The organism is Pantoea sp. UBA4549 (assembly GCF_002387285.1).
Lineage (GTDB): Bacteria > Pseudomonadota > Gammaproteobacteria > Enterobacterales > Enterobacteriaceae > Pantoea > Pantoea borealis.
The window spans coordinates 65,417-77,685 of the sequence record NZ_DGLH01000005.1; the positions used below are offsets into that span (position 1 = coordinate 65,417).

9 protein-coding genes are annotated in these 12,269 nt (G+C 55.4%); 8 read left to right on the plus strand and 1 reads right to left on the minus strand.

Going from position 1 to position 12,269, the window contains the following annotated elements; all coding sequences use genetic code 11:
* Positions 1-65: 65 nt before the first annotated feature.
* The 3 genes from B3041_RS01570 (at position 66) to yajD (ending at position 2,223) form a co-directional block, all read left to right on the plus strand.
* Positions 66-1,169 (plus strand): NAD(P)H-dependent flavin oxidoreductase, encoded by a 1,104-nt coding sequence (locus B3041_RS01570; RefSeq protein ID WP_292968675.1) that lies wholly within the window; start codon positions 66-68, stop codon positions 1,167-1,169.
* A 17-nt stretch (positions 1,170-1,186) separates the two neighbouring features.
* Complete coding sequence (locus B3041_RS01575) at positions 1,187-1,783, plus strand: DUF1349 domain-containing protein (RefSeq protein ID WP_292968676.1); 597 nt, start codon at positions 1,187-1,189, stop codon at positions 1,781-1,783.
* Between the two features lie 92 nt (positions 1,784-1,875).
* The gene (gene yajD, locus B3041_RS01580; RefSeq protein WP_292968677.1) at positions 1,876-2,223 is read left to right on the plus strand and encodes an HNH nuclease YajD; all 348 of its coding nucleotides are present in this window, start codon (positions 1,876-1,878) and stop codon (positions 2,221-2,223) included.
* 265 nt (positions 2,224-2,488) lie between these two features.
* On the opposite strand, the gene cspE is transcribed toward yajD, so the two are convergent.
* Positions 2,489-2,701, minus strand: coding sequence for a transcription antiterminator/RNA stability regulator CspE (cspE, locus tag B3041_RS01585; RefSeq protein ID WP_065647413.1), 213 nt, complete (start codon positions 2,699-2,701; stop codon positions 2,489-2,491).
* 617 nt (positions 2,702-3,318) lie between these two features.
* Here cspE and B3041_RS01590 point away from each other — a divergent pair.
* From B3041_RS01590 to B3041_RS01610, 5 genes are all read left to right on the plus strand, one after another.
* A complete protein-coding gene (locus B3041_RS01590; protein ID WP_065647412.1) occupies positions 3,319-4,872 on the plus strand; it encodes a pyridoxal phosphate-dependent decarboxylase family protein in 1,554 nt (517 codons plus the stop codon).
* A gap of 10 nt (positions 4,873-4,882) precedes the next feature.
* Positions 4,883-6,175, plus strand: coding sequence for a lysine N(6)-hydroxylase/L-ornithine N(5)-oxygenase family protein (locus tag B3041_RS01595; protein ID WP_292968678.1), 1,293 nt, complete (start codon positions 4,883-4,885; stop codon positions 6,173-6,175).
* Position 6,176: 1 nt separating this feature from the next.
* Positions 6,177-8,531, plus strand: a complete 2,355-nt coding sequence (locus B3041_RS01600; protein WP_292968680.1) for a GNAT family N-acetyltransferase — start codon at positions 6,177-6,179, stop codon at positions 8,529-8,531.
* Between the two features lie 84 nt (positions 8,532-8,615).
* Complete coding sequence (locus B3041_RS01605) at positions 8,616-9,851, plus strand: MFS transporter (RefSeq protein WP_292968682.1); 1,236 nt, start codon at positions 8,616-8,618, stop codon at positions 9,849-9,851.
* A gap of 211 nt (positions 9,852-10,062) precedes the next feature.
* On the plus strand, positions 10,063-12,180 hold the full coding sequence (locus B3041_RS01610) for a TonB-dependent siderophore receptor (protein ID WP_292968683.1): 2,118 nt from the start codon (positions 10,063-10,065) through the stop codon (positions 12,178-12,180).
* The last annotated feature ends 89 nt before the right edge of the window (positions 12,181-12,269 follow it).

The following is a 12,269-nucleotide window of genomic DNA, read 5'->3' on the forward strand; positions in this document are numbered from 1 at the left end:
ATAGGTTACCTGTGCTGTACAAAATGGATAAGCCAGACTGGCTGCCACCAACGAAGAGCTTTGTGATGACGACACCCCTGTGTAAAAAACTCCCTCTGCGCTATCCGATTATTCAGGCTCCTATGGCAGGCGTTTCGACACCGGAACTGGCGGCAGCAGTCAGCAATGCCGGTGCGCTTGGTTCGCTGGGTCTGGGCGCCTGCTCTCCGGAAGAGGCCGCGCGTCTGATACGTCAGACCCAGGCGCTTACCCGCCAGCCTTTTAACGTCAATCTGTTCTGCCATTCGCCCGCTATACGCCATGAAGCGGTCGAACAGGCATGGATAGCACGTTTCGCCGATCGTTTTGCTGCCCTGGGCGCGCAGGCGCCTGTACACCTGGAGGAGATCTATCCCACTTTCTGCGGCCATGAAGCGATGCTGCAGGTGATTGAAGAAACGCGTCCGGCCGTAGTGAGTTTTCACTTTGGTTTACCGCCGGCGGATACCCTGCGCCGGCTGAAAGCATGCCGGATTGTTACGCTGGCAACGGCTACCAGCGTGGCGGAAGCGGAAGAGATAGCGCAGCAGGGGATCGATATGATTGTGGCGCAGGGTTATGAAGCCGGGGGTCATCGCGGCAGTTTTGCCGCGGAGGGAGACGATCATCAGCTCTCTACGCTGACGCTGATACAGGCAATAAACGCGCGGGTTGCGTTGCCGGTGATTGCAGCAGGCGGGATCATGAACGGTGCGGCAATCAGCGCGATGCTGGCCCTGGGGGCCAGCGGCGTGCAATCCGGCACCGCTTTTCTTCTCTGCCCTGAATCCGCTACCACGCCAGCCTGGCGTCAGGCGCTCCGGGATGCGGCTGTGACGGGCACCACCATGACTGCGGCGATTTCCGGTCGTGAGGCGCGCTGTCTGCGCAACACATTCTGCAAGATCGCACACGCTATTCCCCGGACAGAGATCCCTGCTTATCCGCTGGCCTATTCACTGGGTAAAGCGCTGGCTAAGGCTGCGCTTGCGCAGGGTGAGACCGGATTTGGTGCCTACTGGGCGGGGGAAGGAGCGCCTCTGGCACGTGAACTACCGGCGGCAGATGTGATCCGGGAGCTGGTCACAGAGTGGCATGCGGCGTCTGGCCAGGGCAGCCTGACTGATGCTATACAACCATTCTCTTTATAACGTGGCAGGTATCGATAATGAACGCGATGACGTTACAGGAAGCGGCAAACGGACGCTGGCTTAATCCACCGCAGGCGTGTTTATTCAGTCAAAACAGATTACAGCTGACGACTGCCGCCCGCACCGATTTCTGGCAGCGCACCTGGTATGGTTTTGAGCGCCATAGCGGTCACGCCTTTGGGTTTGACGTCACAGAAGATTTCACGCTGCAGGTGAGGGTGGAGGCAGATTTCACAACGCTTTACGATCAGGCAGGCATCTTTATAGGCGAAAATGAGCAGCAGTGGGTGAAAGCGGGCATTGAGTTTAATGACGAGCGTCCCGCTATCGGCTGTGTCGTAACACGGCAATTTTCCGACTGGTCAACCGGTCTCTTTCCGGGCGATGCCCGTAATTTCTGGCTGCGCGTCACGCTGCGCAATGAGGCGCTGCGCATTCAATACTCAGCAGATGGCAATGTCTGGCCGCTGCTGCGTCTATGCCACTGGCCTGCGGCACCCTCGCGTTTTGCAGGGATCATGGCCTGTACCCCGGAGCGGGGAGGGCTTGAGGTGACGTTCAGTGATTTCTGGCTGGGGCCGCCCGTTGATAAAGCGCTGCATGATTTACGATGACGCCACCGGATAACCTGCTGCTTGCTATCAAATGACAATCGGGCTAGCCTGCTGATCGTTGAAATAATCACGTTACGTACAGGCACACGCTAATGGCAGTTATTCCGAAAAATTACTCACGGCTGGAGAGCGGCTACCGTGAAAAAGCGCTTAAAATCTATCCGTGGGTATGCGGGCGCTGCGCCCGGGAGTTCGTCTACTCAAATTTGCGCGAGTTGACGGTTCACCATATCGATCACGATCACACCAATAATCCGGAAGATGGCAGTAACTGGGAGCTGCTTTGCCTTTACTGTCACGACCATGAACACGCAAAATATACCGAAGCCGATCAGTATGGTACGCGGGTAGTGGCCGGAGAAGATGCGCAGGATGAGGTAGGTGCAGCGACCTATAATCCGTTCGCCGATCTGAAATCGCTTATCAGTAAGAAAAAGTAGCAGCGGGCTGCCATATACAGTTACAGGTAAGTAAAACGAGGCGGCAGGTAAGCTGTGTTATACTGGATCCGCGTACTTTTCTAAGTCGCGAATTTCACTGGCGCTTATGCCAACCCGATACGCCCAGCCGGGTGTCGGGCTCTTTTTTCACCCGGTTACGGGTACAAAAAAACCCGCACGCGGCGGGTTTTTTTATCAGCAGCATTTAACTGCTCAGACTACTGTCTTCATCGCTATCGTAAGCGCTGCCGATCGTCAGCGCAACTTACAGTGCGGTAACGTTAGCAGCAGCTGGACCTTTAGCACCATTCTCGATGGTGAAAGAGACCTTCTGGCCTTCGTCCAGGGTTTTGAAGTTATCGCTCTGGATTGCAGAGAAGTGTACGAATACATCTTTGCTGCCATCTTCAGGAGTGATAAAGCCGAAACCTTTATCTGCGTTGAACCATTTTACTAAACCAGTCATTTTGTTAGACATAGATACTTCCTTAATTGATGAGCCATAAACTATGGCGATGGTGGCCTGTATCAGAGCGTTACTTATTGGGCACTTAGGAGGAGGCTCATGAAGAAGGGGTATCTGTGGATAACACTTGAACTGAGGACTGCTTTACTAAAACTGCTTCATAAGGTCTGTATTCCAAACCGATGACGCTATTAAGCCACACCTGATCCGGTTTAGCAACACTTATATTACATTGCCTTTAATACCTCGTTTAACACCTCGTTCAGCACTGCCCGCACTGGTTTTCACTGTCCGGACATAGCCGGAAGGGGTTAAAACCCACGCTTCATTCGCTCTTCTCTTAACGTGCCATTTTGATTTGTGATGAAGATCACAAATGCAATCTTCAGCAACGCTGATGTAAAACTAACTGAAAATAGACTATTGAATGATAATAATTATTATTTATAATCTCATTCAAATTTTAAGGCAGAGGAATAGAAGTCTGTCGTTACAGGTCGATGCAAGACATATGCGACTGATTTTAATGCTTTATATTTTTTATATTTTCGCTGGAGCAGCAGAGCCTATGACACCTGTTGACTGACTGATCAGCAGGCACTCAAGAATTTTAGTAACGGGAAAGGATTATGTTTACACATTCATCTGCGCAATCATTACCAAACATTACCTCTGAGCCGCAGTCTGGCGCGCCGGAGAGCTGGCTTTTTAACGATCGTCAGCTTGATGCATGGGCCGGACAGACGCAGGAGGTGCTTAAGCTCCTGACTCATACGGTGCAGGGCGTTGAAAAGCCGTTCAGCGGTATTCTGCCACACGAGCTGGCAAACGAGTTCCGCAGTGTGGATCTTGATTCGCCGCTGGGCAATAACGAAGCTGCACTGGCCGAGCTGGCTCAGCTTTATCTGCGCGATGCAGTCTGGTTTCATCATCCTAAATATGTTGCGCACCTGAATTGCCCGGTTGTCCTGCCGTCACTGATGGCAGAGCAGGTAATGGCCGCAGTGAACAGCTCGGTTGATACCTGGGATCAGAGCGCTGGCGGCACGCTGATTGAGCAAAAAGTTATCGACTGGACGCTGGGACGTATTGGCCTGCCCGCTACCGCTGACGGTATTTTTACCAGTGGCGGGACACAGTCTAATTTGATGGCGATGCTGCTGGCCCGCGACAGCTGGTGCGAAACGCATCATCCGGGGCATCTGATTAAATATCGTGGCCTGCCTGAGACCGCCGGAAAGTGGCGCGTATTTACCTCCAAATTAAGCCATTTCAGTATTCAGAAATCGATGGCGATCCTCGGTCTTGGCTACGATGCCGTTGTGCCGGTTGACCATGACGCAGATTATCGTATGGATGCCGATCTGCTGGAACAGGAAATTCAGCGCTGCCGTGAAGAGGGGCTGATCCCGATTGCAGTGGTGGCGACCAGCGGTACGACCGATTTTGGCAGCATCGATCCGCTAAAAGATATCGCCGCGCTGTGTCAGCGCAATGGACTGTGGATGCACGTTGATGCCGCTTATGGCTGCGGTCTGCTGGTTTCAGAACAGCATCGCCAGCGTCTGCGCGGTATTGAACAGGCAGATTCAGTCACCGTTGACTACCACAAATCGTTCTTCCAGACGGTGAGCTGTGGGGCATTCTTTGTGCGTAATAAAGATCATCTGAAGCATGTTACGCACCATGCTGACTATCTCAATCCGCTGAGCGCGCAGCAGGAAGGGACGCCAAACCTGGTCAATAAAAGTATTCAGACCACGCGTCGCTTTGATGCGCTGAAGATGTGGCTGACGCTGCGCGTCATGGGCCCGGCCGCGCTGGGTGAAGCCTTTGATACGCTGATTGACCTTGCACAGCGCGCGCATCAGCTGCTGCGCGAACATCCGGCAATAGAAGTGCTGCACGCGCCTGAACTCACCACGCAAATATTTCGCTTTGTGCCGCGCCAGTCGCTCAGCGGCCCGCAGCTCGACGATATCAACGCCGCGATTCGCAAAGCGCTGTTCCGTTCCGGCAACGCCATTGTGGCAGGCACCAAAGTCGATGGCCGTCAGTATCTGAAGTTCACCTTATTAAATCCTGCGACCACCGCTGCAGATCTGGAAGAGGTTATTAACCTGATTGCGCATTACGGGCGCGAGCAGCTGCGCACGACCGCGCTCCATGCGGTTAATCAGTGAGAGCTTTGTTATGAATAACACCGTTTACGATTTTATAGGCATCGGAATTGGCCCGTTCAACCTCGGACTGGCCTGTCTCAGCGAACCGGTAGAGGGACTCAACGGCGTATTTCTCGATCAGAATGCGGGCTTTGACTGGCATACCGGCATGATGCTGGAGAGCGCCCACCTGCAGACGCCGTTTATGGCCGATCTGGTGACGCTGGCGGATCCTACCAGCCCTTATAGTTTACTGAACTATATGAAAGAGAGAGGAAAGCTCTACTCATTTTACATCCGGGAAGACTTTTTCCTGATGCGTAAAGAGTATAACCAGTATTGCCAGTGGGCCTGTGAACGTCTCAGTAACCTGCGCTGGAATCGTCACGTTGAGTATGTGAGTTACGATGCTGAGCAGGCGGTTTACCGCGTACAGGCGGTGAATCGTCAGAGCGGCGCAACCGAAGAGTGGCTGACGCGTCATCTGATCCTCGGCACCGGCCCGGTGGCCTGGCTGCCGGAGTGCACTCAGCCGCATCGTCAGCGTATTACGCACTCCAGCGACTACCTGAAAAATAAAGCAGATCTGCAGCAGAAACGCTCCATCACCGTGCTGGGCAGCGGTCAAAGCGCGGCTGAAATTTACTATGACCTGCTCAGCGATATCGATCGGTTTAATTATCAGCTGAACTGGATCACCCGGGCGCCGCGCTTCTATCCGCTGGAGTACACCAAGCTGACGCTGGAGATGACGTCGCCGGAGTGGGTCGACTATTTCCATGCGCTGCCGCCGGCAAAGCGCGACCGGCTCAATGCAAATCATAAAAATCTCTATAAAGGCATCAACAGCAGCCTGATTAACGATATCTATGATCTGATGTACGTCAAACAGCTCGATGGCCCGCTTAACGTCAATCTCTTTACTCACTCAGCGCTGACCGATCTGCGCTGGCTGCCGGCAGGAGAGTTTGAACTTTCGCTCTGGCAGCAGGAGCAGGAGTGCGCCTTCACCCGCCGTACCGAAGGGCTGGTGATGGCGACCGGCTATCACTACCGGCCGCCGATGTTTATTGAAGGCATCAGTCAGCGGCTACGCTGGGACGAGCAGGGTCGTTACGATGTGCAGCGTAATTACAGCATCGATCATCACAACCAGATTTTTGTACAAAACGCAGAGCTGCATACGCACGGGTTTGTGACACCGGACCTCGGCATGGCCTGCTACCGCAACTCGGTTATTTTGCGCGAAATTACCGGACGCGAAGTCTATCCGGTAGAGCAGCAGATCGCGTTTCAGACTTTCCCGGCACAGACGGAGCGCTGACATGAGCACAGAGATAATTTACAGCGTTCAGCGACCGGCGGGTACCTTCAGCCTGCGCCCGATGCAGGCCGCCGATGCCGCCCTGATCCACAGCTGGGTAACGCGCGATTACGCCCGCTTCTGGGGCATGCAGAATGACACGCCGGAACAGGTTGCTGCTTTTTATAACGGGTTGATCGCAACTCACCCGCATGCCGCCCTGATTGGCTGCTGCGAAGGAACGCCGGTGTTTCTGATGGAGTGTTATCGCGCCAGCGAGGATGAAATCGGACGGTTTTATCCGGCCGCGCCCGATGATTACGGGATGCATATTCTGATTGCGCCCGCCAGCACGCCGATCCGGCAGTTCAGCTGGCAGGTCTTTACCGTCGCGATGGATTACCTGTTTAGTCTGCCGCAGGTCGGACGCGTGGTGGTGGAGCCTGACGTACGCAATGAGAAAATTCACCGGCTCAACAAACGGGCCGGCTTTCACTATCAGCACACACTCGATCTCGGACATAAAACCGCCTGGCTGGCCTTTTGCCAGCGCGAAGATTATCAACAGGCTCTTGAGCAGGATATTTTGACCATGAACACACCCTCTGCGCTGCTGACAGGATCCCACCTTACCGGCGATAACTGGGCACAGGCAAACCGGATGCTGATCCGCAAAGCGATCAGCGAGTTTGCCCACGAAAAGCTGGTTACGCCCGCTGAAAACGGCGACGGCTGCTATACGCTGGCCGTACCGGGCGGCGAAGCAACTTATCAGTTCCGCGCAGAACGTCTGGCGCTGGACCACTGGAATATTGACGCCACATCGCTGCAGAAGCAGGAAAATGGTCGTCCGCTGACGCTGGATGCGCTGCAGTTTATCGTGGAATTTAATCAGCAAATAGGCATTCCGCAGGCGCTGCTGGCGACCTATATGGAAGAGATCAGCAGCACGCTCAGCAGCAGCGTCTATAAGCTGCAGAAGCAGAACCCGGATGTGCAGGCCCTGGTGCACGCTGATTTTCAGACCGCAGAAGCGGCAATGACCGAGGGGCATCCCTGTTTTGTCGCCAATAATGGCCGTATCGGTTTCGACGCCCGCGACTATCTCGCTTTTGCGCCAGAGGCTGCCGCCCCGGTACAGCTTATCTGGGTGGCGGTGCACCAGCGCAACGCCCATTTTTCCAGTCTGAGCACGCTGAGTTACGAGCAGCTGATGCGTGATGAGCTGGGTGCAGAGACCCTGGCCCGGTTTACAGAGCAGCTCAGCGCGCGCGGGCTGAATGCGGATGAGTATATCCTGATGCCGGTGCATCCGTGGCAGTGGCAAAACAAACTGCTGACGGTGTTCGCGGCCGATATTGCTCATCAGGATATTGTCTGGCTCGGCGAGGGCGACGATCGCTATCAGGCGCAGCAATCGATCCGCACCTTCTTTAACCGCAGTCAGCCCGCAAAGCGCTACGTTAAAACCGCGCTGTCGGTACTTAACATGGGCTTTATGCGCGGCCTGTCGCCCTATTATATGGCTACCACGCCCGCCATTAATGAATGGCTGGAACAGCTGGTCAGCGGCGACGCGTGGCTGCAGCGCTGCGATTTCCGCATTCTGCGGGAGGTTGCGGCGGTGGGCTACCATAATCGCTACTACGAGCAGGCCATCAGCGGTGATTCTGCTTATAAGAAGATGTTTGCTGCCCTGTGGCGTGATAATCCGGCGGCCAGCCTGCAGCCGGGGCAGCGCCTGATGACCATGGCCGCTTTTCTGCACGTCGATCACCACCAGCAGGCGCTGCTGCCGGCGCTGATTGCAGACTCCGGTCTGCCGGCAAAAGAGTGGGTGGCGCGGTACCTGGACTGCTATCTCAGTCCGCTGCTGCACTGCTTCTACCAGTACGATTTAGCCTTTATGCCACACGGCGAAAACCTGATCATGCTGCTGGAAAACAATGTGCCGGTCAGCGCCTATATGAAAGACATTGGCGAAGAGATCGCCGTCATGAACCCGGACGCGCAGCTGCCGGAAAAGGTCACCCGGCTGGCGGTGGATGTGCCGGACGATCTCAAGTTGCTGTCGATTTTTACTGACGTATTTGACTGCATTTTCCGTTTTATCAGCGCCATTCTGCACGATTCCGGCACGCTGTCGCAGGATCAGTTCTGGCAGGCGGTGGCGCAGTGCGTGAAAGAGTATCAGCAGGCGCATCCGCAGCTGGCGGCTAAATTTGCACGTTTTGATATGTTTACCCCGGCGTTTACCCGCTCCTGCCTTAACCGGCTGCAGCTGGCGAATAATCAGCAGATGATCAACCTCACCGACCCGGCTGAGAATCTGAAGTTTGCCGGTACGCTGGATAATCCGATTGCCCGCTGGCGCTGACAGAGCGCTCACTGACTGACATAAGTGACGCGGTCGCGCCGGCGACCGCGTTTTTTAGTATTTTGAAACGGATAAGGATCGGTAATGGCCCTGTATGAACCGGTGTCGCAGCTTACGCGCCGCCGCATAATTTTTCCGCTCTCACTGGTACTGTTTGAATTCGCTACCTATATCGCGCATGACATGATCCAGCCCGGTATGCTGCTGGTCACAGAAGAGTTTGGAGCCGGGCCTGAATGGGTCTCCGCCTCACTGACCGCCTACCTTATCGGCGGCATGATGCTGCAGTGGCTGCTGGGGCCGCTTTCCGATCGCATCGGACGACGTCCGGTACTGCTCAGCGGCGTAGCCTTTTTTATGCTGACCTGCATTGCCACCCACTGGGTTCAAAGCATTGAGCAGTTTGTGCTGCTGCGTTTTCTGCAGGGGGTCAGTCTCTGTTTCATCGGCTCGGTAGGCTATGCCGCTATTCAGGAAGCGTTCAGTGAAGCGCTGAGCATAAAGATCATGGCGCTGATGGCAAACGTCGCTCTGCTGGCCCCCCTGGCGGGACCGCTGGCCGGCGCCGCTTTTCTGACCGTCAGCGACTGGCGTACCCTGTTCTGGCTGTTCGGCGGGGTGACGGCGCTGGCCCTGCTGGGTTTGTGGCGCACCATGCCGGAAACCGCAGGCGATCGTACCCGCTCGATTTCACTCAGCGCGCTGGGCAGAGGCTACTATCAGCTGCTGCGCGATCGCCAGGTTATGCGCGGTTCACTGGCAATCGGCCTGGTGACTATTCCCTGTCTCGCCTGGGTAGCGCTGTCGCCGGTTATTCTGATGCATGATGCCGGTCTCAGCCGTATGGATTATGCGCTGCTGCAGCTGCCGGTGTTTCTGGCGATGATCGCGGGGAATGTTACGCTGGGTCGCCTCAGCAGCCGGCTGCCGATCCAGCGACCGCTGCAGCTGGGAGCCTGGCCGGTGGTCGCCGGTCTGGCGCTGGCGGCCGTAGCGACTATGGCCGATCGGCACAGCTATTTATGGCTGACCGCTGGCCTGAGCCTGTATGGTTTTGGCACCGGACTGGTTAACGCCGGACTTTATCGTATGACGCTGTTTTCCAGTCAGGCGGGTAAGGGCAGCGTGGCAGCGATGGTGGGCATGGTGACCATTCTGATTTTCGCACTCGGCATTGAAGCCGCAAAATACGCCTATTTCAGTTTTTACAGTACCGGTTTTAGCCTGATTAATCTGATCTGCGGATTGCTCTGGCTGGGGCTGATCCGCGCATTCCTGCGTGAAAACCGGCGGCGACAGCTGACTCTGCAGCAGGCCTGAGCCTCACCTCTGACGCGAGCTGCGGCTCGCTTTTCAGCCATTCCTCACTTTTCAGCTGGTTTCAGGCAGAAATTTTACCGCATACACATCTTGAAATGTTCCCGCCAAAAAGATAATAATTCTCATTAATATTAGCATTACCATTGCCTCTGGCGTCCATCGGCTCTCCGGCTGTACCGGAGAGAACTGCGTGTTTTTAAGGGAATTAACCATGCGAGTGCCTTTTACTCTGAAGCGTTCTGTACTGCTTTGCTCCGTCGCCTTAACTGCATCACCGCTGCTTTATGCGGCTGAAACTCTGGTTGTCACCGCTCAGCCGGCTGAAACGGCCACCACTCCCACCTCAGGCTATACGGCAAAAACCAGCCAGGGCGCGACTAAAACCGATCGCCCGCTGGTTACCACCGGGCAGGCAGTATCAGTGGTTACGCGTCAGCAGATGGAAGATCAGGGCGCGATGAACGTTAATCAGGCGCTGAATTACACCGCGGGTGCCTTTACAAACTTCGCCGGTGCGGCGTCGCGTTACGACACCGTTTCGCTGCGCGGCTTCCACGGTGGCGATGTTGATAATGTTTTTCTGGATGGCCTGCGGCTGATGAGCGATCCCGGCAGCTATAACGTGCTGCAGGTTGATCCCTGGTTCCTTGAGCGCATTGATGTGATTAAAGGCCCTTCTTCTGCCCTGTATGGTCAGACGGTGCCGGGCGGGCTGGTGATGGAGACGTCAAAACGTCCGCAGTTCCGGCAGGAAGGGCATTTCCGTCTCTCGGCGGGTAACAACAATACCAGCTCAGCCGCGTTTGACTACACCGATGCGCTGAACGATCAGCTGGCGTTCCGCCTTACCGGTATTACCCGCAACAGCGATACGCAGTACGATCACACGCGGGAAGAGAAATATGCGATTTCACCCTCGCTGCTCTGGCAGCCGTCGGAAGATACTTCGCTGCTGCTGCGCGCGTATCTGCAGAAAGATCCCTCAGGCGGCTACCACAGCGCGGTGCCGGGTGAGGGCAGCATCACCGAACATAACGGCTATAAGCTAAGCAACGGTTTCTACGACGGGCAGAGTTCACTCGACCAGTTCAAGCGCCGCGAGCAGATCTACAGCGCCGAATTTGCGCACCGCTTTAATGACACCTGGGCGTTCCGCTCTAATGCCAGCTACTCTCACTCAAACGTCGATCTCGATCAGGTGTATCAAATCGGCTGGACAGGGAATAATTCGGATCTGCTGAACCGCTACTACTCCGGTTCGCGTTCATCGCTGAAAGCGTACGCCATTGATAATCAGCTGGAGGCGGATTTTGCCACCGGCGCGGTAGAGCATAAAGTGGTGCTGGGCGCGGAGTATCACCAGTATAAAAACGATCTGCATGATGCAAGCGGTAACGCCAGCCAGCTGAATGCGCGGACCGGCGCCTCCGTGGGCGCCAACGACGTGTACACCTTCGAGCGCTCGCAGCGCTACTACTATCAGACCGGCGTTTATCTGCAGGATGAGATGCTCTGGGATAAGTGGCATCTTGATCTGTCGGGTCGCTACGATCGCATTGTGTCGCAGACCGAGAACTACGATCAGGCAACCAAAAACCGGCGTCAGGATGACCACGTGGGCGGGCGTGCAGCACTGCTTTATGCCTTCGATAACGGCATCTCACCTTATGTGAGTTACAGCCAGGCTATTACGCCGCAGTCGCTCTCGGGCCAGAACGGCAACCTGCTGAAACCCACTACCGCTGAGCAGTATGAAGCGGGCGTGAAATACCAGCCGCCGGGTACATCCGATCTCTACACCGCTGCGGTATACGATCTTACGCAGAAAGATGTCGGCAACCGTATCGTGCAGGGATCTTACTTTGTTCCTGCCGGTAAGGTGCATTCGCAGGGGCTGGAGCTGGAAGCGCACACTCAGCTGACGCCGCGCCTCAGCACCATCGCCAACTACACGCTCAGCCACGTGCGGTATAAAGATTCAGTGGATGGTAATGATGGCCATACGCCGTATGTTACCCCCAACGCTATGGCTTCGCTCTGGAGTAAATATCAGTTTGACTACGGCCTGAGCGTGGGTGCCGGCGTGCGCTATATCGGCAAGCAGTGGGCTGACAATGAAAACACCCGCCGGCTGCCTTCGGTTACCCTGTTTGACGCCTCGGTACGCGCCGATCTCGGTGCCTGGAACAGTCAGCTGAAAGGCGCTTATGTCCAGGTCAATGCCAATAACCTTACCGATCGCGAATATGTCTCTGCCTGTTACGGTACAGGCTACTGCTACTGGGGCGCCGAGCGCTCAATTGTGGCGACCGTGGGTTACGATTTCTGATCTGATCACATTCTGCCGGCGTTCCGGCTGACGCAGGCCAAAAATAAAGCCCGTAAGCTTTTCATCCGCTTACGGGCTTTTGTCTGCGC